The sequence below is a fragment of the Nitrospira sp. Vd2 genome, assembly GCF_979581665.1.
In genome coordinates this window covers 228,725-251,044 of the sequence record NZ_CEFZSK010000011.1, presented here as the reverse complement: position 1 = coordinate 251,044, position 22,320 = coordinate 228,725, and the positions used below count along the sequence as shown (strand labels likewise).

The 22,320-nt window shown below is 59.2% G+C and carries 17 protein-coding genes; 7 read left to right on the top strand and 10 right to left on the bottom strand.

The features are described from left to right. Positions 1-1,204: 1,204 nt before the first annotated feature. Together AC1U7K_RS06310 and AC1U7K_RS06305 are read right to left on the bottom strand one after the other, a co-directional pair. The gene (locus AC1U7K_RS06310) at positions 1,205-1,423 is read right to left on the bottom strand and encodes a hypothetical protein (RefSeq protein ID WP_480250097.1); all 219 of its coding nucleotides are present in this window, start codon (positions 1,421-1,423) and stop codon (positions 1,205-1,207) included. Positions 1,424-2,246: 823 nt separating this feature from the next. Next, complete coding sequence (locus tag AC1U7K_RS06305; RefSeq protein WP_480250096.1) at positions 2,247-2,597, bottom strand: PG0541 family transporter-associated protein; 351 nt, start codon at positions 2,595-2,597, stop codon at positions 2,247-2,249. A 47-nt stretch (positions 2,598-2,644) separates the two neighbouring features. Between AC1U7K_RS06305 and AC1U7K_RS06300 the strand changes: the two genes are divergently transcribed. Continuing rightward, positions 2,645-2,908: a hypothetical protein gene (locus tag AC1U7K_RS06300; protein WP_480250095.1), complete on the top strand. Its 264-nt coding sequence runs from the start codon at positions 2,645-2,647 to the stop codon at positions 2,906-2,908. 948 nt (positions 2,909-3,856) lie between these two features. Here the strand turns inward: AC1U7K_RS06300 and AC1U7K_RS06295 are convergent. Next, on the bottom strand, positions 3,857-4,264 hold the full coding sequence (locus tag AC1U7K_RS06295; protein WP_480250094.1) for a hypothetical protein: 408 nt from the start codon (positions 4,262-4,264) through the stop codon (positions 3,857-3,859). An 89-nt stretch (positions 4,265-4,353) separates the two neighbouring features. Further along, the gene (locus tag AC1U7K_RS06290) at positions 4,354-4,773 is read right to left on the bottom strand and encodes a hypothetical protein (RefSeq protein ID WP_480250093.1); all 420 of its coding nucleotides are present in this window, start codon (positions 4,771-4,773) and stop codon (positions 4,354-4,356) included. Positions 4,774-5,316: 543 nt separating this feature from the next. On the opposite strand from AC1U7K_RS06290, the gene AC1U7K_RS06285 reads away from it, so the two are divergent. Then, a complete protein-coding gene (locus AC1U7K_RS06285) occupies positions 5,317-10,314 on the top strand; it encodes a pilus assembly protein (protein ID WP_480250092.1) in 4,998 nt (1,665 codons plus the stop codon). A gap of 353 nt (positions 10,315-10,667) precedes the next feature. Beyond that, positions 10,668-11,330, top strand: a complete 663-nt coding sequence (locus tag AC1U7K_RS06280) for a response regulator (protein ID WP_480250091.1) — start codon at positions 10,668-10,670, stop codon at positions 11,328-11,330. A gap of 34 nt (positions 11,331-11,364) precedes the next feature. Here AC1U7K_RS06280 and AC1U7K_RS06275 read toward each other — a convergent pair whose 3' ends face one another. Then, complete coding sequence (locus AC1U7K_RS06275) at positions 11,365-12,060, bottom strand: response regulator (RefSeq protein ID WP_480250090.1); 696 nt, start codon at positions 12,058-12,060, stop codon at positions 11,365-11,367. 401 nt (positions 12,061-12,461) lie between these two features. Between AC1U7K_RS06275 and AC1U7K_RS06270 the strand changes: the two genes are divergently transcribed. The 3 genes from AC1U7K_RS06270 to AC1U7K_RS06260 all read left to right on the top strand — a co-directional run bounded on the left by AC1U7K_RS06270 (position 12,462) and on the right by AC1U7K_RS06260 (position 16,615). Continuing rightward, positions 12,462-14,879 (top strand): PAS domain-containing sensor histidine kinase, encoded by a 2,418-nt coding sequence (locus AC1U7K_RS06270; RefSeq protein ID WP_480250089.1) that lies wholly within the window; start codon positions 12,462-12,464, stop codon positions 14,877-14,879. 282 nt (positions 14,880-15,161) lie between these two features. Next, a complete protein-coding gene (locus tag AC1U7K_RS06265; protein WP_480250088.1) occupies positions 15,162-15,869 on the top strand; it encodes a response regulator in 708 nt (235 codons plus the stop codon). Continuing rightward, positions 15,857-16,615 (top strand): GAF domain-containing protein, encoded by a 759-nt coding sequence (locus AC1U7K_RS06260; protein WP_480250087.1) that lies wholly within the window; start codon positions 15,857-15,859, stop codon positions 16,613-16,615. Before AC1U7K_RS06265 ends, AC1U7K_RS06260 begins: the two co-directional genes overlap by 13 nt. Before the next feature lie 139 nt (positions 16,616-16,754). Here the strand turns inward: AC1U7K_RS06260 and AC1U7K_RS06255 are convergent, their stop codons facing one another. The 4 genes from AC1U7K_RS06255 to AC1U7K_RS06240 form a co-directional block, all read right to left on the bottom strand. Then, positions 16,755-17,426, bottom strand: coding sequence for a hypothetical protein (locus AC1U7K_RS06255; RefSeq protein WP_480250086.1), 672 nt, complete (start codon positions 17,424-17,426; stop codon positions 16,755-16,757). A gap of 418 nt (positions 17,427-17,844) precedes the next feature. Beyond that, entirely contained in the window at positions 17,845-18,333 is a 489-nt protein-coding gene (locus AC1U7K_RS06250) for a Spy/CpxP family protein refolding chaperone (RefSeq protein ID WP_480250085.1), read from the bottom strand. Positions 18,334-18,849: 516 nt separating this feature from the next. After that, positions 18,850-19,530, bottom strand: coding sequence for a response regulator (locus AC1U7K_RS06245; RefSeq protein ID WP_480250084.1), 681 nt, complete (start codon positions 19,528-19,530; stop codon positions 18,850-18,852). Positions 19,531-19,637: 107 nt separating this feature from the next. Further along, the gene (locus AC1U7K_RS06240) at positions 19,638-19,949 is read right to left on the bottom strand and encodes a hypothetical protein (protein WP_480250082.1); all 312 of its coding nucleotides are present in this window, start codon (positions 19,947-19,949) and stop codon (positions 19,638-19,640) included. 336 nt (positions 19,950-20,285) lie between these two features. On the opposite strand from AC1U7K_RS06240, the gene AC1U7K_RS06235 reads away from it, so the two are divergent. After that, positions 20,286-21,293 carry a PAS domain-containing protein gene (locus AC1U7K_RS06235; protein WP_480250081.1) on the top strand — a complete coding sequence of 336 codons (1,008 nt, stop codon included), beginning with the start codon at positions 20,286-20,288 and terminating at the stop codon, positions 21,291-21,293. A 71-nt stretch (positions 21,294-21,364) separates the two neighbouring features. Here AC1U7K_RS06235 and AC1U7K_RS06230 read toward each other — a convergent pair whose 3' ends face one another. Next, positions 21,365-22,240, bottom strand: a complete 876-nt coding sequence (locus tag AC1U7K_RS06230; RefSeq protein ID WP_480250079.1) for a PAS domain-containing protein — start codon at positions 22,238-22,240, stop codon at positions 21,365-21,367. Positions 22,241-22,320: the final 80 nt, after the last annotated feature.

Here is a 22,320-nt window from a genome sequence, read left to right as displayed (position 1 = left end):
TAGCCCAACGCCAACGTCTGCCGAACCCGATATCGCTGACAAATGTGGTGGTAGCGCTCACACTTAGTCGCCTGCTGTCAGTTTTGACAGTACCCTTCGCCCCGGCGATCTCATACGGGTGTTCAAAGACATTGGTCAGGCCTTCGATGCGACCGCGACACGGGGATGGCCACTGGGTGTTCGTCTGCGATGGCTGCTGGAACCAATGGGCCACGAAGCAAGAACACGAAGCACGCGCACATGAGCAACAATACCGGCATCAGGCGAACCAGGCCCCAAATCGGGGCACACAGGAATGAATTCTATCGCCACCGCCCGTCAGATAATTTCCATGTGATCCAGTTTTTACAAAGCTGGGGGAAAGTCCCCGCGCCACTGGGCATGGTGCGGACAACTACCGAACGATTAGCCCCCAACCCCGTGAAAGGCACGGGCACCAACTTCTAGTCGTTCGGATGCCCAGGGATAAACGTGCGAACTCAAGCAGAGTTCGCACGTTTACCACTACTGGCGTGCTCACGCTGTGGTGGATTGTTGGTGCCGGAATGGCTAATCGACATGGAGTTCGTACCCGTCAATTCTGATCGTATATCCGTGGATCGGCGAAGTACGCGCTGTCCGTCATATCAGTGGGAACGATTGAATTTGATGTGTCCATACATATGCTGCAGCATCGGCAGCACGCGCTCAGCCTGGGGATCAATCATCGATATCCCGGCTGAAGCGAGAGAGGAAGCGTTTGCCATGATCCGCGACGGCGATGGTGACATCAGGCCATCAGAGGAATATTTAGCAGCCGCCCGACGCGACGTGTCAGAGACATGAAGCCCGGTCAGGGCCCGGACCCCTTGCCCAACGATTCGTAGCAGGGGGCGCCACACGTCGGGCCATGACATTAGCGATCGGGCGATCTCTGATGTCGCGCCTGTTTCCCTACCGATCCGGCCCTAGAACGCTTACCTGTCTCGGTCCGCACGATAGTTACCCCTAATCCGTAACCACGACAAAATCCTGAAACGCACGATGTACAAGGCGCCTCAGCGTCGATCACGGTACGAAAAGGCACGTCGTACGAAAAGGCACGTTCCATACGACAGGAGGATGCCATGATGGACATCGTGATCAACCATGGGTTTACCATTATCGCAGGTATCCTTGTGCTTGCACTGGTATTGTTTTGTTCCTCACCTTGGTAATGGTCATGCTACGGGTCGCTGGAAAATGCGACGACCATGGCAACTGGTAGCAGTAGCGGCATTAAGCCGTAGTGGGCATCCAGATGGCTGGTAAAGGGACCGTGATTAACCGCGACGGTGGGCGCGCCTTCTTCGATCAGGTCTGAGGTCTTCGCGTGCCATTCGGCGCGGACGGCACCCGCCGCAGCGAATCCGGCACCCGTCATCGCCGCCTGCGCCTGTCGCACCGCTCTTCCACTTCGCTGCTGGCTTCAAGTGTCACGGCCGCTTCAACGTGCCGAGGACCAACTGCCAGTTCTGTGGCAAGGATCTAATGATCTTCCGATCACACGAGGCGCTTGCTGTTTGGTCAATCATGTTGCCTCCACCGCTCGCTCAGCCTGCTTGGCGCGACTGCGCAACGCGAACTCATAGCCAATGACTTCCCGATCATGACAATCAATCACCGCCGCCAAATCGGCCCAGCCATCTCGCCCGCAGGGAATGCGTGAGGTCCATCGCCCCTACCGTTCATTGCTGCGACGGGCCTGACGCACCGGACCGCGAGCCGCGGACGCGGCGTCGCGCACCGCTGATGGACCAGCCAGCGCTTCTCCCGCAGCACTCGGTAGACGCCTTCTGATTCACGTGGATGCCGCGCTGGAATCGGAGCAGCGCCCACAACCGGCGATAGCCGAAGGTGGGATGGGCGGTAATCAACGGCTCCGGGGCACGCAGCCATCTCGGCTCCCGACGCCGAGACGTCCGTCCCTCGGATCGACGCTGCAGGGTCGCGCGACAGACCTCGGTTCACTTGTCTCATCGATCACGTCCACCTCCCGTGGTCCGCTATTCGACCTGTCTTAGAGGTGGTCTCAACTCAGAGGGGAGCAGGATACAGCGTTCCCATCAGGAAATGGTGTTACGACAAGACCCGATGCAGAGGTTCATCGACAGTGTGCCGTTGACCAAGGAGAAGATACGAGCAGCTTAACGCCGTGAGGATCGACTGCAGATCGAATTATGACCTATACAATAACGACATCTATCTGAGTTGGAATGTCCATCTTGTTAGACGATCAGCTCGCAGGGCTGCAGAAGAACTTTTAACGGCACGGCAAGCCCGTGGCGTTCTTGGACAAGTTTGGCATGCAGTTCCCTCACCGCGTTCACCAATGCAGCCATCTGCTCGTCCTCCAAGGCAATGAGAAATAACTTGCTGCGATCGGTCCATAAGCCTTTCCCAAACACCGTCCCAGTTTGACCGCTACCTCCCACGTCGGAAATGATGGTGTAGCCTTTGACGGCGAGGTTGTCCAATAACAAGCGAACTTGCTCTTCAATTTTAGCGCCAGATATTATCGTGAGCATTTGCATAGTGGGCCTCCCGGCTTGTTTTGCTGCATGGCTGATTTGTATCATGCAAGCAACCATACAGCAAATAACACGAATACGTGATATCATGCAGTATGCGTCGTGATGGCACTCCAAGCCGGGAAGAAGAAGACGATGCACGGAAAAACCTTCTTGCTCGTGCCCGCCGTGGTGATGTGAAGGCTCAGATCGAATTGATGGAGAAATACGGTGCGAGAATCTATTCAGATGCGGAACGTCAAAAACTTGCACCTTACCAGCGAGAGGTGACCAAGGGCGGCAAGCCGTCGATGGTGCCACAGGGTAGGAAGGCAGCGAGAAAAGGAAAAGCCGGGCAGAAGGCTAGAAAGCAGCACTGAGGTTCTAGCAAACACCGTAGGTCAGAGAAAATGTGTCAATCTTTTTGTCGTGCACCCTTCCTGTAGATCAATCAGTTGAAATGCCGCGCCTAGCGCTATTGCTTGCCTTGTGCAGGAAGGTGTCGGAACACCACACAGATTGCTTATGCGTGTGATTCACGGTAGCCTCATGCGGATAAATGGGGCGGCCACTGCGGCGGAATACCCTTTCGTGCATCGGTTTCACTGCCACCAGCAGAGAATAGCATTGGCCGGGTGGCACGCCCACATCGTTCCAACAGCGACTCCCGTTCCAAGATCTCGCACGCTTAGAGGCTTTCGGCCGCGAACCCTTCTATTTCCTCTCGAATCATTCCTCTCGTCCGAGCCTCACTATAACCACGGCAGCATGCGCGACTGCGCGCAGTGTTCAAAATCCACAGCACCGCCTCCAAGACGGCAGTCATTTTGACAGGCGTTCTAGCAGGGCCTTGCTTTTAGCTTCGGCCTCGTCTAACTGAAGCGTGGCCCCTCAAGGACGCTGACTTAAATTAAGAACACCATTGTCCTCATACGTGTATTGTTATGCGGCCCGGGCAATTGGCTGCGCCAGAATGGCGGGGCAGAGTACCTCACGTAGCGTCGGCCCGGAATCGATGCTACCGCCTTTCTTCGACCGATCCTCGCGGGACAGCGCTTAAAAGCTCAACGGTCAGCCGTGTGCCATACTAGCCACCTGTCGCCTCCTAGCCTCCCTCAACAACTTAATCAGATTCACGTCTCTCGCGCGCGTAGAGTGCGAGTACAGTCGTTCAATGCGCATCCGATTAATAATGTATTCCTGTCTCGCCCAATGTTCGGCCGACATCTGTGCGATGGTCCCCGGAAAGTCGTGCCATAACTCCCGATGACGAAGAAGCCATTGGACGCGCCGTTGGCGTGCGCTGCTCGTTGCTTCCATATGGCCCCCTATCGTTCCAGCGCCAAACCGGCCGGGGACGTTTGCTCCGTGTCCTCCTTAGTCGCGGTGAGGACGCAGTCGGCATAGATCAGATATTCCTTGGACGCGCCGTGTGTCTTGACCCTTCCGCCTTCCCCCTCGCTCGTACTTCCCAGCTCAAAAGAAATGTGGAGATTCACAAGTGCCACGCCGCCGTCTGTACGGCATTCTTTTCCCAATGCCTTGATTCCCTTGTCGTAGTGCAGCGCTTCAGTCGGCCCGCCGCTGTAGCGCGTGACGATTACCTGCGATTTTACAATGTGATGTCTGGGCACGCGCGCACCAACATAGATCCCTAACCATGGAGAATCGGCCGACGCCGCGCCGATGACCGGCACGATTAGGACACAGAAGGCTATCAGCGTTCCCTTCACCATACGTCCTCCTCTTTCGGCAACATGCGGCGACGCGTACCCGTGCACTTCTGCACCGGGCGCGTGTGCATCGCACGGTAGATTGACGTGATTCAGGCCAGGGACACTGGGGGGCCGCGAAGGAGAGCGATTGTCCTGTTGGGCGTTTTGGGGACAAAGAAGCTGGTCGCGATAGCTCTGCGAACCTGCCGGTGCACTTGAACTGGAGCGAGCGGTGAAGACCCGCCCTCGAAATGCTGCGTGGCTTTGGTGAGCTTGTCATCGTCGTAAGGGCGAAGAGCCGCGAGCCACAGCTCGCCCTTATTTATCGGCGTGGGCACGGTGACGGCCGACTGCGGAATCCGTGCCTGATGATCGCGAGCGGCAAACTCGTTAGGGACGTCGGGGGAGAAAACGGTGTGTGGAATTTCACTTTGACGGGCGATGCTCGCGTCTGTGTCGTCAAAGACCTGCGCGAGGTGAAGATGAACAAGCGGAACGACGCTCACCCACGCAATCAGCCATATGATCATCAATACACGGACCGTGTGAGTTAGTGGCGAGAATCTTCCAAACGGCGCATCGCAAAACCGCGTCGCCAAGTTCGCTTCACGGGATGTGGTGCTGTTAAGTTTATTTAATCTGAATAGCATCCCGGCCCGATGCTGCTCGGATCGCTTACGTGCTATTGTGGCAAGAATTGTCGCTGTGTCAAAGCAAAAATTGCTTTCCGCCGATATTTTTCTTGGGACTTCTCGTGCAGAATCGCACTCGACGCACGTGACTGGAGAGCACGACGACCGAAAGCGATTCACAAGTGACAACCTTTTTTGCGTGTCAATACGCACCCCCACTCTTCCTCGTTCGGCAACGGCGTTGCACCGGCTGCTCGGTGCAGTCGAAAGACCACAGCGTGTGCCGGGGAGGAAGTCATGCACTGGTCATTCATCACACAAAACACCGCCGCTCTTCTGGGTTCGTTTCCGACGGCACCTAACATTTGTCGTCCACCGCAGGACTTCTCCATCACGAGACAACCGTTGGCCTACCGGTCCGCCACTCGGCCGGGATGTCGCATGAGAAACGCGGTCATGCTCGCCCTCGCGTTGTTGGTTGCAGCGGTCGGCCCTTCGGCGGAAGCAGCGGCTCCATCCATGTCGGCGTACACGGCATTCCCTCCGTTTATCAATAATACGGTTCCGCCGCTGGTCATGTTGCTTGCGTCAAAGGACCATCGGCTGTTTCTGAAGGCCTACAACGACATCACCGACCTCGACGGCGACGGCGTCGTCGACACGACGTACAAGGACACGATCCAGTACGACGGCTATTTCGACTGGACGAAGTGCTACACCTACAACAGTGGCGCTTCGCCATCCGCACGATTCGAGCCCGTCGGCTCTGCGACCGGCCCGAACGGTCACTTCTGCACCGGGAATTGGAGCGGAAATTTTCTCAACTGGGCCACGATGGCTCGGATTGACGTGACCCGGAAGGTTCTCTACGGCGGTCGCCGGAGCATCGATACGACGTCGACGACCGTCCTCAGCCGGACGTTGCTCCCGCAAGACGGCCATTCGTGGGCCAAGGTCTACAACGGGACCAACATCTCATCATTAACGCCATTTTCTTGGGCCAGCATCACGTTCTGTAACACGAATACCGCGGCATCCCAGACCTCGGGCTTGATCATGGTGATTAACGGCTACTATCCCTATGCGGCCAGCACGGAGAACAAGCAATGCCTGTGGCAGTACAATCAAAACTCCAGCTCTCCCTATGGGCCTGCCCTCACCGTCTACGCGACCTATAACGCCGACGTTTTAGTCTGTAATCCGGCCATGCTCGAGGTCAATTGCCAAACCTATACGGATAGCAGCAACACCAATCACTATAAGCCCGTCGGCCTCATGCAGCAGTTGGGCGTGGATCGAAAAGGCACGGCGACGACGAGCGACGATACGATCTTCATGAAATTTGCGCTGATCAGTGGAAGCTACGGGGCCCATGTGAGCGGCGGCGTCTTGCGCAGTAACATTACGGACGTCAATGGAGAAATCGACCCCGCGACCGGGATGGTCGCGTCGACGTCGCAGATTATCACCAATATCGATCGCTTTCAGATCGTACAGTACAGCTGGGGAGACAGCTGGTATGAAGGCACGGCCTCGGCGACCTCCGCTCAAAGTAATAACAACTGTAATAGCGCCGAAATACTCGACTTAAGTACGTCGAATAACGGTATCTGCCGAAGCTGGGGCAATCCAATCGGCGAGATGTTTTACGAGGCACTGCGCTATTTCATGGGCAAGAGCGGGCCCACCTCGCAGTTCCAAGTGAGCAGTCCCGACGCCGGGCTCCTCGGGTTAACGGTTGCCTCCTCTTGGGTCGACCCCTATAGTCCGACGGGGGGAAACTGCCCGTATTGCTCGAAGCCGTTCATCCTGATGCTGACCGATCCCCGCCCCTCGTATGATTCCGATCAACTCCCGGGTTCCTATTGGTACAACACGATCAGCACCAGTGACGTGCCCGGCGTCCAGACGCTAATTGCGAACGCGAATATCAATGCGCTCGAAGGGATCGGGAGCGTCTATATCGGTCAGTCCGGCTCCACGTACGACCGCCAGTGCACGCCGAAGTCCGGCAATTTCGCCAGCCTCCGGGGGCTCTGCATCGAAGAGCCGACCAAACAGGGTTCGTTTTATCTCGCCGGGCTGGCGAATTATGCGAAGACGACTGACCTTCGGACCGATGTGACAGGCACGCAGTCGGTGACGACGTACAGTGTGGCCACCGATCCTCCCTTCCCCACGCTCACCTACACGGTTGGCAGCCAGCAAGTCCAGATCATTCCCGCCTTTCATGACGGCTGTCCGACCAGCGGCTGGGGCTCGCCCGGCTACGGCGGCTGCACGTCGCAAGGGACGAACGGCGATAACTCCGGCGGCGAAATCGTCGATTTCCAGTACTGTCAAAACGACGTCGATTGGACGACCGAACAAGGCAATGGGTTTACTTCGTGTGTCGATATCCTCTGGGACGATGCCGACTATGGATGGGATTACGAGCTCGACGTCCGGATGAGGCTGTACGTCAAGACGACGTCCACGTCCATTACAGTCAAGACCAAAGGGTTGTACGGCGCGGCGGGCCATACTGACTACGCCGGCTACTTCATCAACGGTGTGACGGCACCCGGACAGTACTTGGACGTTACGTGTGGCGGACAAGCAGGATTTAATGATTGCGACGTCTACAATGGGATTAGCTCCGCGGTCGACGGGATGGGGAACTCCGTCAACACGCGAACCTTTGCCGTCGGCGGGACGACCGCGCAGGTGTTAAACGATCCGCTGTGGTATGCCGCCAAGTATGGCGGCTTCACGGACAGGAACGGGAATAACGTTCCCGATCAACCGTCTGAATGGGATGCCAACAGCGACGGGCAGCCCGACACATACTTCTACACCGCCAATCCGCTGCAACTCCAGGCACAGTTGGGGGCTGCGTTTGTCTCAATTCTGAGCAAGACGGCATCAGGGACGGCCGTGTCCGTGCTCGCGAACTCCTCGCGAGGCACCGGTGCGCTCTATCAAGCGTATTTTCTCCCTTCCACGTTCGACACCGCGACGCTCAACGAAGTCCGGTGGCTCGGCTACCTGCAGTCGCTGTTCATCGACCAGTTCGGCAATCTACGGGAGGACACGAACGGAGATGGCCGACTGGTCTATAATACTGATTTCATCATCACGACCTATTATGACAATAACCCCGGCAGCCCGACATACGGGCAGGTCCTGATCAATAAGTTTGCCGATGCGAACGGCGACGGGAAAGCCGATAATTCGACTCCCACCGTGTCCAATCAACCATTGACGTCCCTCCGGCCGATTTGGGAAGCCGGCAGCGTGCTGGCGTCGACTGCACCGTCCTCGCGGCGCATCCTGACGTGGGTGGATCCTAACAATGTCGGAATCGTGGATCCCGGCGAACAACTTGTGTTCTCCGTCGCCAATGATACCGCGTTGGCCCCCTACTTAAATACGAGCGCCAGCGCGCCATTTACCACCGATAACGTCATTAACTTCATTCTCGGCAATCAGGTCGCCGGGCTGCGTAACCGGCAATTAACGATTGCCGGCACGGCCCAGACCTGGAAACTTGGCGACATCGTGAATTCCACGCCGACGTTGGTCGGTGCGCCTCACGAACGCTATGATCTGCTCTATGGCGATCCTTCTTACCAAGCCTTCTATCAGGCGTATGCGACGCGTCGGCAGGTCATTTACGCCGGTGCGAACGATGGAATGCTCCATGCCTTCAACGCGGGCTTCTATAATCCCGGGGATGATCCAACCACATCAGGAACGACTGAAAATGGCTGGTTTACCACTCAGCGCTTGACGGCGCCCTTCGTGACGAAGACCCCGCCACTCGGCCAGGAACTGTGGGCCTTTATCCCGCAACAGCTCTTGCCTCATCTCCGCTGGCTCGCAGACCCAAACTACAGTCACGTCTACTACGTCGATCTCAAACCAAAAGCGACGGACGTCCGAATTTTCTGCGATGCCGGGACGGCGGCGCCGACGCCCTGCATCAACGGCCAGAGTACCTCCCACCCGTCCGGTTGGGGGACGATCCTCATCGTCGGCCTCCGTCTGGGCGGAAGCTGCGGGAACTGCACAAGTCAGGCCCCGCCCATGACGTTGACCGCCGACTTCAACAATAACGGCAGCACGACCGACCCCACCGACACTCGGACCTTTTACAGCGGCTATCTCGTCCTCGACATCACCGACCCCGAAAAAGATCCGCAACTCCTGTGGGCATTTAGTGATGCCGGCCTTGGATTGACGACGAGCTATCCGGCGGTCGTGCGCATGAATCCAACAACTGCCCCCAACCCCTCGGACGCCACCAACGCGAAATGGTATCTGCTCATCGGGTCGGGACCCACCGATTACAACGGCGGGATCACGCAGTCGCCCAAACTGTATGGCATCGATCTCCTTGCCGGGCCAGGGAGCGCGAACGCCGGCGTCGTCACCTTTCCTGTCAGCACTGCGAATGCGTTTATGAGCGACCTGACAACGGTGGATCGCGATCTGGATTATCGCGTCGATGTAGGCTACATGGGCACGACGATCAATGCCGGCACGCCACCATGGCAGGGCAAACTGTATCGTCTGATAGTGAATCCCTGTACAAGCGCCCCGTGCCAATCCAGCACCTGGGGATTTTCAACAGGCGGTGCCCGTGTCCCGACGGAAATCTTGGCTACCTTTCCGCCGAGCGGCAGCACCACGCCCGGTCCTGTGACCAGCGGCGTGGCGGTCACGATGGACGACACCAACAAGGTCTGGGTCTTTTTTGGCACGGGCCGTTTCTGGAGCACCGCGGATAAGTCCAATACGGAAACGCAATATTTCTTCGGCATCAAAGACTCGGTGATGAGCCAAACCTGTACCGAAAGCAGCGTCACGAGTTGCTGGAACAACAATCTGTTGAACGTCTCGAACGCGACTGTGTGCGTGGATTGCACGGGGAGTCAGGTTTCAGGCGTGCCCGGCGTCTCGACGGTGACAGGAACGACCAGCACGTCGCTTCAAGGCCTCATCCAGGGCATGGACGGCTGGTATATCCTCTTACCGACGCCGGGCGAGCGGGTCGTGGTCACCCCGACGCTGATCGGCGGCGCCGTCTTCTTTACGTCATTCACGCCGGCCAGCGATATTTGCACGTCAGCCGGGGCCAGTAACCTCTACGGACTCTTCTATCTCACAGGAAGTGCGAGTACAAACGCCTTCTTGGGCACCACGCCGAACGGTGGGGGGACGAACAATGCCCTCCGATCCGTCTCCGTCGGAAGCGGCACGGGGCTCGGGTCTGAGATGGCTGTCTTTATCAGCGGCCAAGGAACGGGAGGAGCGGGGAGCGCGACCAGCGGCAGCGGGTGTCAGAGTCGTGTCGTCGGGATCATTCAGTCGAGCACCGGCGCGCTCAACTCCGTCTGTACAAAGGTCGCGCCGATCTGGAGTCGCTACTTATCTTGGAACAATCAACGGCTGTAGCATCCATGCCAGTGGCGAGCAACAGTCGGGCGGCATGGCGTGCAGGCTCTTGTCCTCGCAGATCGGTGCTTGCGGAAGACGATGTCCGGATCGTGCAACTGTCGGGTGATTTCAAGCATGGGGAACAGGTCGGGGGCGCGTAGGGGGGGCGTGCTGTCTGCAAAACAGCATTGACGGCTGCCGTGAACCGTTCTTGTGTGTAGTGCCGGACGCGCATACTGCTACGAACGAGCTGTCGCTGCCTTCCCATAGTGGACCTACGTACGACTGTGAAATGATCGCGTAGGCGCCGAAAATGTGAGACAATCTGGCCCGTTTTCCGAAGCCGTCCATACCACCAGAGGTTCCTCAACATGCCATCGTCCGAACATCTGGTGCTCGTCACCGAACAGCCCGCCTTCGTGAAGTTCGTTGATGAGGTTGTCAGCCGAGGACTGCCGGGTGTCGCGTTGGAACACGTCAACTCGTTGGTACCGCTCCGACGACTCTTAATCGAGCGGCCGGTCAGTGTGGCGGTCACCGACCTGACGTTACCGTTTGGCACGGGATTCGGCGCCCTACACGAGGTTCAGCGGCAGCAGCCCTTTAGCCCGGTCATCTGCGCGTCCGAGAACGTCGAGCCGCGCAGGATCCAACAGGCGCTCGAAGGCGGGGCATTCGACCTCGTGCGTAAGCTCATCCCAGCTCGGCAGCTCATCCCCGTGGTGCAGCATGCCCTGCGCGTGTATCGTCTCCGGCATCGCGTCCAGACCATCGAACAGAGACTCCACCGTCTGCACCGCTTACGCATCGAGGCGCAGCGGTGGAGTGTCCGGCCTGCTCCGCGCGATCAACTCTCGAAGCTCCTGGTCCCGTCCTTCGACCGCAGCTATCGGTTGAGCATCAGGGTGATGCGCGTCCTGCGACAGCGGCTCACTGAGCAGGAACGCAAACTGGCGGCCTCTCGGCTCGAACTCCGCAGCTTAGAGGAAGCCGCCGACCTGCGTCTCCGTGGTCGGTTAGACCGCCCGTCTTAACGAGGCGCACGAGCGCCCATTTCACATGGCGCTGTTAACGGGAGGCGAATCGGCTCAGCGCGCGGCGGTACGCTTCTTCCCGCAGCTCGGCCGTGAAGGCCGCCTGCCTGGCGATGAGTTTGTCGTATACCCGGATCGTTTGCTTCATCCGCTCGCTGCTCCTTCGAGCCGTTTGGAAGGACTGCTCAACGTGTTCCTGTGAATCTTTGAGAATCTGCCGTATCGCGCAATCGCCGTGGCGCTCGACCGGCGAAGTGTCTCTGCCTGCATGGGTCGTCTCAAGATCAGCGAGGCGGACCATCAATTGGCTCAGCGCCACTTGATATTGCCTCTGCTTGCGTTTCAACCTGTGCCACCGAAGGGCCGCCCGGACGGTGTTGGTCATATCATCAAGCTCGAAGCGCTTCGACAGGAAGTCGAACGCGCCGTTGTCCAGCGCATGCCGAGCCAGGTCTACATCGGCGGTTCCCGTCATAATCACGACGGGTAGCTCATCGGTGATCGCTCTGACGGCCGAGAGCAATGCCAACCCATCCATCTCACTCATCCGTAGATCGGTGATCACTGCCTCGTACGGTTTCCGCTGAACTGAGGCTAACGCTTCGCGCGGAGACGTGGTGGTTTCGACGAGCAAGGACGGAACACGCGGACGCAATGCATCCGGCAGTGCGCAAAGCAACGCGGGGTCGTCATCGACAAGTAGCACGGCGGAAGACATGAGACGTCCCACGTCAGTATCGTCCCCACGGTACCATCTTCAACGACACCTCACTGTCATGGACCTAACAGACGTCAGATACTAGGGCGATGTGATGACCGATCGTCTCTGCATCAGCGCATCATGATGCGTAACGTTGTCCGAGCAATTCCAGGGGTTCCCTCTTCGCGCGCGGCTTGAGATCACGCCTACCCCTTCGGTCGACTTGTACTTGCGTCCCCTCCGCCGCGGCCGCGGCGGAGGGCGAGGAGGCCGCGCAGGTACTCCTGAGCGGGTTGGAACCAGCGCAGCGGCCCTGATTAGAGTAAGGGAGATGACAGCTCCCGTAAGGCGAAAGCCTACAGACCCTGCTTCGCGTCTACTGTATCCTCCGTAATCATGACATCGCACTATCGTGTCAGGGGATTCGCTTCATGAGCGTCCCGGGAGCGGACGGTCATCGGACTGTTCCCCCATCAACGGTACATCTCGAAGCCCGTATCCGGGAATTGCAGGCTGAATTAGAGAAGCTGCGGAGCCGGGAGCCGGCCAGAGGGCCGAGCTGCGAGCAGCTTCAGCTCATAGCGGATCACGTCCCGGCGCTCCTCGCGTACGTCGACACTCAATGCCGCTATCAATTCTGTAATCGCGCCTACACGGCCTGGTTTGGACTGACGACCGAGGAGATTCTGGGCCGCTCTATGCGCGAGGTGTTGGGAGAGGATGCGTGGCGCATCATTCGCCCGCACATCAAGACCGCGCTTGCCGGACGGGCCTTCGAGTACGAAGCGGAGGTGCAGTACAAGACGGGCAACCGGCGGTCGATTCACGCCGCGTACACTCCGCACGTCGATGCCGCCGGCACCGTCCACGGCGTGGTCATGCTGGTCACCGATATCACCGAGAGGAAGCGGGCCGAAGCGAAACTCCGACAATTGGAAGACCGATACAATGCCTTGTTCCACTCCATCGATCAAGCCTTTTGCACGCTTGAGGTGCTGTTCGATGAACATCAGAAGCCTGTCGACTACCGGTTCCTGGAAGTCAGCCCGTCCTTCGAGCGACAGACAGGTATCGAGAACGCGGTGGGCCGCTGGATGCGCGACATCGCACCCGGCCAGGACCCGTACTCCTGCGAGGTGTATGGGCACGTGGCGTTGACCGGTGAGCCGGCGCGCTTCGAGTACTTCTCCGCCCCGTTGCAGCGATGGTGGACCGTGTATGCTTTCCGAATCGACGATCCAGAGTGTCGACATGTGGCGGTGCTGTTCAACGACGTGACAGAGCGGAAGCGGGCTGAAGGCGCGTTGCGTGAGTCGGAGGAGAAATACCGCAGGCTCTTTGAGTCCATCGATCAAGGGTTCTGCACCATTGAAGTGTTGTTCGACGAGAATGAGAAGCCTGTGGATTACCGGTTTCTCCTCGTCAATCCGGCCTTCGAGCGCCAGACCGGCATCCCGCATGCCGTCGGCCGCCGCATGAGGGAAATCGCGCCGCAGCATGAAGAGCACTGGTTCCAAATCTACGGCCACATCGCGTTGACGGGCGAGGCAAGGCGGTTCGAGAACCGTGCAGCGCAACTGCACCGGTATTACGAGGTGTATGCGTGGAGGGTTGGCACGCCGGCGGAACGAAAAGTCGCCATCCTGTTCAATGACATCACCGAGCGCAAGCGTGTCGAGGAGGCATTGCGCGAGAGCGAGGGCCGGCTGCAGAAGGCGCTCTCCATCGACACCGTCGGCGTCCTGTTCTTCACGCTCGACGGACGGATGATAGACGCGAACGCAGCCTTTCAGCGGATGAGCGGGTACAGTCGCGAGGAGCTGCGGGTCGTCGACTGGAACACGCTCACACCGCCTGAGTGCTTCGCCGTCACGGCTCACGCCGCGGAGGAGTTGGCGACAAAGGGTGAAACGGCGCCTTACGAGAAGCAGCACATCCGCAGGGACGGATCGCGGTGGTGGGGATTGTTTGCCCCGACGCGGCTGAAGGGCACCGGACCGGCGTCGGAATGCGTCGCCTTCATCATCGATATCACGGAGCGCAAGCGCGCCGAAGAAGAGGTCCATCGTCTCCTGCGTGAGGCGCAGCGGCGTGAGCGGGAACTACGCGAGCAGCAAGAGCAGCTGGTGCAGGCGGCCAAGCTGGCGAGTCTGGGCGAGATGGCGAGCGGCATCGCACACGAACTCAACAATCCGCTCAACAATATCAACCTGTGCGTCGGGAATGTCCTGGACCGGTTGCGTGACGCACACATTGACCCGGCGATTGAAGCCTCTCTTAGCCTGGCACAGCGCGAAACGACGAAAGCCGCAAAGATCATCGACCATCTTCGGACGTTCGCGAGGAAGCCGAAGGCCGCCACAGAGCAGATTTCGCTGAATACCGTCGTCCGGGAGGCGGTGCAGTTGCTGGAGACGCAATTTAGCCTGTGCGACATTCGCGTCGAATCAATCTATAGCCCCGAAGATCCGGTCGTGACCGGGAGTGGGATTCAGCTTGAACAGGTCCTGGTAAACCTGCTGACGAATGCCCGCGATGCCGTCGAGCACGCGGACAGCAAGCTCATTTCTGTATCCACCGGCCGGGAAGACCGCGATGCGATCATCACCGTCAAAGACACGGGTCACGGAATCGCCCTCCATGCGCTCTCGCGCATCTTTGATCCGTTCTACACCACCAAGGACGTCGGGAAGGGGACGGGGCTCGGATTGTCGATCTCCTACCGCATCGTAAAGGACATGGGCGGCTCGATCAGCGTCGACAGCGAGACGGGCGTCGGCACAGCCTTTGTTATCCGACTGCCACTCCGGGCGGGACCAGCCGAGGGAGCAGATGGCACAGCGGTGTAACGATTCTCGCAACCGGGAGATCGCGACCGCAGCGATCGGTTGAGCATCAGCGTGATGCGCGTCCGGCGACAGCGGGTCACCGAGCAGGAACGTAAACCGGCTGCCTCAACTCGAACTCGGCCGCTTCGAGGAAGCCGCCGACGTGGTCTCCGCGGTCGGCTGGACCGCCCGCCTTGAGGAGGCAGACATGATCGCCCCTATAAAGTCTGTATCGTAGAGCGATGTCCGATCTTGCCCTGCTCGTCGGCATCACGTACACTCTCGCCCATGGTCGAATCTAGAGTGTTGGTGCTAGACGACGATCCCGCGTTAGTCGAAGTCATTCCGCACATCATCACCCGACAACTCTCCGTCGCCGTTGAAACGACGACACGGCCCTCGGCCGCACTGGCATGCCTGGCACGCGACGCGTACGCCGCGCTGATTACCGACTTCTCGCTGCCGGAGTGCGACGGACTGCGTCTGCTTCCCAAGCTGAAGGACGCGGCCCCGACCACGCCGATCATCGTGATGACGGGCGTGCCGGACTTGGAAGTGGCTGAGCAAGCGTTTCAACACGGCGCCTTTGACTTCCTCTCCAAACCGTTCGAGCGTGATGTGCTTGTGACAGCCGTCCGGTATGCGATCCGTGCGCATCGAGTCGCGGAGCGTTTAATTCGTCAAGAGGCGCTTGTCGCGGGTCTTCGACAACGCCTCGAGCGGCTGGAACGTCGCGTGGCTCAGTCGAAGACATCAAGCGATCGAGGCATGCAGGGACCCCACCCGACAAGGGCAATCATGGACTCCGCCGTCGGCACGCTGACGAAGACGATTGTCCAGGCCGAGGGGATACGGGACTTCTTAGCGGCCGAGTGCCGGCGCTACCAGGCGGAAGTTGCCGCCGCCGAGACGGCGGCAGAGGAGCGAGCCCGCGCCCGGCTTCGTCAACGGTTCGCACCCCGCGCGTCATGTAGTCTTCCGTTAAGGGGCACCAGCCTGTGGAACGGTTGATCGATGTGCTGCGGCGGCTGTCATCCGCGAGATCGCTGGCGGACGTCATGGCGACGGTGCGCCACGCGGCACGCACCCACACCCACGCCGATGGGGCGACCTTCGTGCTCAGGGAAGGGGACCGCGTGTATTACGCCGATGAGGACGCGATTGCCCCGCTCTGGAAGGGCCAGCGGTTCCCGTTGTCCGCCTGTATTTCGGGTTGGGCCATTCTGCATCGAACGGCGCTCGGCGTGCCCGATATCTACGCCGATGCCCGCATCCCGCATGACGCGTACCGCGCGACGTTCGTCAAGAGCCTCGTGATGGTCCCCATACGGTCCTGGGACCCGATCGGCGCCATTGGCACGTATTGGGCGACGCCACATGAAGCCACACACGAGGAGATCGACCTCTTGAGCGCCCTCGCGGATTCCACCGCGGTCGCGATGGAGAACGTGCAACTGATCGAGCAGCTCCAACAGGCGAAACAGACGGCGGAAGCGCGGGCAGCGGAACTACGCGATCTCTACGTGAAGGCCGAGGCCGAACTGCAGCAGCGGCAGGCCTTGGAGCGCGAGCTCATGCAGAAGGTCGACGAGCTGGAGGCGTTCCACGATGTGGTGGTCGGCCGCGAGCTCAAGATGATCGATCTGGAGAAGGAGATCACGCGGCTGCGCGAACGGCTGGTCTGCTTTGAACGCGCCGTCGCGGCGACCGGCTCGCCATCTGATTCCCCCCTCAGGACTGAGGAGAGCGCCGCCTAGCCGACTCTTCACTCGGCGTCTCGTCTACCCGGATCATCCGCTGTATCCGCACGCGGCTTCCCCACGCCGTCTCGAAGGAGTGCTCAACCTGTTGCGGTAAAGCGTCGAGGACCGCGCCTATCGCGATGCTGAGATTGGATCAGCGGTCGATGCTTTCGCTGGCGCGGTCGAGCGGGAGTACTGGACGTCCTTGAACCCCGATCGCGACCGCTTCGAGGGCGCGTCCGTAGGTCGTCTCTTTTCCATACCCTTCAACCTGCACGTGCTGCTCCACTTTCAACGACCGGCGGAAGGATTCACCGACATCGGGAGGAAGGCGAACCTGTGTGCCGTCGGAGAGCAGCATGCCGTGGACTACTCCCTTCAGATAGTCGTACAGCAAGATCTGCACGGCTCCTCCTGCCGTCATGTGATGCATCGAGAGCCGGCTTTCAGGAAGGATGGGCAGGTCGAGGCGGTAGGGCACCGTGAACGTTGTGCCATCCGAGACATTGACGATGACATCGGCCTTGACCAACGGAGAGGCCGGCTCCCGAGACCCATAGACCTGCACGAGATCGCCGGGGTGAACGCTGTTGATCAACGCACTCGATGCACGCGAGGTGATATGCATTTGTGAGCCGTCCCTCAAGAGCAGTCCCTCAACATCACCGCGCGGGTCCAGCAAATAGGTCAGCACGACACCCTGCGCGACCGGCGCACCGGCGACGGAGGAGGGTCTGGTCGGCTCGCCGGCAAGAGAAGAGACTGCTGGATGGACGGCACCGAGGAAGGCCGCCGACAAGACAACGCTCCTGGCAACGCGTGTCATTTCTCCTCCTCCTTGCCGTCAGGCCGCCTGATGCGCTAAGTCGCGCTCATCGTGCCGCCTTGTCAGGACAGTGATCAACAAGGCCGAGAGTCGATCTCGTCCAAGGCGATCGCCGTCCGTAGCGCATTGAGCAAAACAGGATCATCGTCGATGATCAGCAGCCGGGCCGGCCGGGCCTCGGCACATCGAAGTGAATGATGCCCGTCTCCCCTCATGGATGAACCTCGCGATGGGTGATCCCTGTGGACCACAGCACGTGCTCGTTGCGCTCAACGTCGGCCGTCAATGTCAGAGCGAATACCGGGAGCCACGTGAGCGCCAACAGATCGTCTCTCCCATCTACGGTGCCTGCGAGACGGACCGGTGAAGAGACGTGGCCTGAGCGTGCTCGGCCCGCTCTCGCAGGCGCAGCGTCTTCTCAATCCCGTTCGCAGCCGTGTGTCCGTTCATGAAGTCTTTTGCCGAGCTTCATCATGTGCATCTTCCAGGCGTCTCGCTGCTCGGCAGACAAGAGCGCCATCGCGGCGCGGATCGCCTTCACGCTCTCGAGATGCATGGCCGTCTCGGCCCGCTCGTGTTTTTGCATGGCGGCTTCGATCGCGCCGAGATCGGATTTCTCATCCATCTTCAACACCATCGCATCGATCTTCGCCAATTTGGTGTCCGCCTCCGCTTTGACGTGCGCTTTGGCGTAGTTGATCTGAATCTCTTTGATCTTCTCGACCTGCTCGGCCGAGAGGCCCATATCCTTCTGATGGTACAGCAGACTCCACAAGGCGTGCTTGGCAAAATCGGGATGGTGCTCATCCGGGTCGGCCAGCGCCGCTGTCGGCAAAGCCAGCCACGTCAGGACGGTCAGGCTGATGAGCATCGGACGCAAGTAGGCTGAAGCAGATCGCGAGTGCATAGATCACCTCCACTGTGAATGAGCAGGCAGGCCGCCACCGACGGGCGGCCATTCCTATATGGGTCACAGTCGTGTGGCCAAGGAAGAAGGTTACGACAGCTCTTGATCCTCGCCTCGTCAGTGTGAGGGACAGATGGGACGAAATGAAGCGGTCGATCATCTGGATCACTTCCGTAGAGACTTTGCCCGGCTTGTGGTGTCGTTGTGATCTTGCTATCGTGACGACTGCGCCAGCAGGGCGTGATTGGAAACCGGCTCGGAATCACACCTGCTGATGCAGCCTACGAGGGGAGGGGATTCATCTTCTTCTCGCCGGGTAGCGAGCCAAGCCCAAGAGCCGGTACGGGCGCTGAGGCGGACTTCGGCGCCCGTTTTGACCTGCCGACGCACAAGCCATCCGAATGCTCTGCAATCCCAGTTCGCGCGATGGGCGCTTACAAATCCCTCCGGCTCGCCGGCCGTTCATGATCAGAAGATTCTGAGAGTAGGGAGATTGAAGCGGAAGGCGTGAGGGCGCTACGGAAGAAGCCGCGCAAACGTCGCCCGCCGCGCGGCATTCATCGCTTGGCTCAGCTTCGCTTCGGCTTCCGTGAGCATGGTTTTCACAAGCTCCATGGAGTCGTGCAACGCGTCCAACGAACGTTGCAGCGTCTCCACGGTGTGACGGGATCGCCGATGAAAGTCGAGAAGGCGATGGGCGAATGAGGGGGAGGAAATCCTCGCCGGTCGGCCTTTCGCATTGCTGATGATCTCTTCGAGCGTCTTGAGAGTCAGGTGGAGACGCTCCAGACGCAGTTGCTTCGCTCGCACAAGCCGCCGCAGGCGGCTGATCCGATCCGCCGTTCTCACCACCCTCTCCAGCATGTCGCCGTCCGGCTGCTTTGGGATGACTTCGACCGCACCGGACTGGAGCAGCGCGTCGCATCTTGCGGTGTCCACGGCAGTCGACATCACGATCGTTGCAGCGTCGCTTCGACGCCTGGCGATCTCCTTGAGAAGATCGAAGACGTCCATGTGGTCGAGCGAGCAGTTCGTCAGAATTGTCGAGGGTCGGCCGGATGCGAGACGTTCGAGCATGGCCTGCGGGGATCGAAAGCACGTGATCTGCGTGCCTGGGATTCTTCGTTCGAGGAGGTGAGGGATGACGCCGGAGAATGCCGGGTCATCATCCAGGAGAAAAAGTGTCGCGCCGCGCATGGCGGGAGGCCCTTTCACCGCCGTGAGGCCACACAACTGCAACAATGCGCGCAGGTCGTTCTGTGTACGCGAGACCGATCAGGACCCGTCCAGCAGCCGGCTGGGACTTACGCCGCCGATCTGCTCGCGTCTGGGCTGCGCCGGAGCGCAGCTCGTAGGACCATTTCCTCGACCGTGCACGCTTGTGCGATGTCGCATGGAATGACGGCGATCTTGCACTGGCCGTTCAGTGACCATTGATTCAGCACCTCGGTGAGGCGTTGGCTCTCCTCAACGCTGTCCACTTCGCCCATCGAGACGATGCCGTGGTTCGAGCGAACGATTGAGAGCCACGTGAGAGGACAGTGTGACAGGGCCGAGCGGAGCTGACGTTCGCTGAGATAGAAAGGAAGCCCGGTGATGTACAGCTTCGACGCCATCGTGATCTAAGTAAATCCTAAGTAGAGCCAACGATGAGCATAATTGCACGGTACGCTCACTCTGAAACGCCTGTCAATAGGCATGGGCCTACACATGGACGCGGAGCACCCCCGGATGTCGTGTCGTCGGCGCCGCTTCCAAGCTTGATTAAAGTCCTTGGCTCCGGTGTGCCAAGGCCGACAACCGGCATCGTTTGGCTCTCTTAACGCTGCCTCTGCCGAGTTTTTCTCCAGTTTTCACGCGGGCGGCCGCCCCGCTGTAGTGATCCTGCCTACACCGACACTCGCTTGTGGCCAACTTTAATGATCGCCCACCTTTCCTCTATATAGGCGGATATGGACTGGAACCACCACCGGCGCCTGCCGCGGAACGCAAACAGCGAGCATCTCTTGCGGTTGTTCGTTGATGCCGTGAAGGACTATGCGATCGTGATGATGGACCCTACCGGCGAGATCATGACATGGAATACGGGAGCTGAGCTCCTCAACGGCTACCGAGCCGATGAAATCATCGGCCAGCATTTCTCTCGCTTTTACGGCGAGGAAGATCGACGCCATGGGTTACCGCAGAAACTGCTGGCGCAGGCCACACAGGACGGACGGGCGGAGGCGGAGGGCTGGTGGGTCCGGAAAGATGGTTCCTGCTTTTGGGCCAATGTCGTCATCACTCCGTTGTACGACGAGGACGGCGAGCTCATAGGCTTTGGGAAGGTCACTCGAGATCTATCCGAGCGGCGTCGGGCCGAGGAGTCCTTCCGCGCGGCAAACGACGAATTGAAGCAGCGGGCCGATAACGAACGGCTTTTTCGGCTCCTTGTCGAGGCCGTCAAAGACTACGCGATCTACTTCATGGACCCTGCAGGGAACATCCGAACCTGGAACACCGGTGCTGAACTGCTCAAAGGGTATCGCGCCGACGAAATCATCGGCCGGAACTTTTCGTGCTTTTATACACCGGCCGATCTGCAGGCGGGCATGCCACAGAAACTGCTGGCTCAGGCCCAACAGCACGGCCGCACGGAGGCAGAAGGGTGGCGCGTCAGGAAGGATGGCTCCCGCTTTTGGGCCGATGTCGTTATTACTCCCTTGTATAAGGACGGAACCCTTATCGGCTTTACCAAAGTCACGCGGGATTTATCGGAGCGGCGCCGGGCCCAGGAGGCGCTCCGCAAAGCGAATGAAGAACTCGAACGCCGTGTGCTGGAGCGCACGACGGACCTTCAGCAGCGTCTCACCGAGCTCGAGCAATTCCACGACGTGGTCGTGGACCGGGAACTGAAGATGATCAAGCTTGAAAAAGAGATTGCCGCCTTGAAGCAGGAATCCACCTCGTTGAAGCCGTAGACTGACTCGAAGCCACCGTAGTTCGTTGGCCTGTTGAGGAAGGCGCCAAGCCGAGGGGCGAGCGGTTCGCGTTATGGCGCCGAATGTGATTGCTCACGAAAGACGATGACGACACCGATGATATTGCCGTCCGGGCTCAAAATGGGAGCGGCGCTGTCCGCGATAGACACTTCCGTGCCGTCCCGTCGTATCAGGACCGTGTGATTTGCCAACCCCACGATGTTGCCACTGGCGACCACCTTGAAGAATGGGCTGGTCACCGGCTTCCGGGTTTCTTCGTTCATAATCGAAAATACCGTGTCGAGTGGTTGCCCCTTTGCGTCGGCTTGCTTCCAGCCCGTTAATGCCTCCGCGACCGGGTTTAAGAACTTCACGTCGCCGGCCGCATCGGTCGCAATCGCACCATCCCCAATGCTTTCGAGCGTGGTGCGGAGCCACTGCTCACTCTGCAAGAGCGCATCTTGCGCCGCTTTTCGTTCCGTCAGATCCCGAGTGACTTTTACATACCCCCGCAATCGCCCATTGTGATAGATCGGCGTGAGCACCACATTGGCCCAAAATTGCGGCCCCAGTTTTCGAACGCGCCAACCTTCTTCTTCGAAACGGCCGTCACGTTTGGCGAGGGCGAGTTCCAGTTGCGGCTTTCCAGCGTCGATGGCGTCTTTGGTAAAGAACATGGAGTAATGCTTGCCGAGGACTTCGTTCGCCGCGTACCCCTTGATCCGTTGCGCCCCGGAATTCCAACTCATGATGCGCCCTTTTGGATCGAGCATATAAATCGCGTAGTCCTTGACCGCTTCGACCATCAAGCGGAATTGATCGTCCGAAAAAGGCTGCTGTCGTGTTTTCTTCTTTTTGGCGGGATACACGGTCGGCTTGGCGCGCTTCAGTGTAGATGACGGGGTCTTGCTTGACGCTCGCTTCTTATCGTGATCGCGTCGTTCCATATTTGCCGTCCCATGAAGGTCCAACCGACAGCCACTTAGAATAGCAAGCCCGGATATCCTTTTGGTAGGGTGTAGAATTC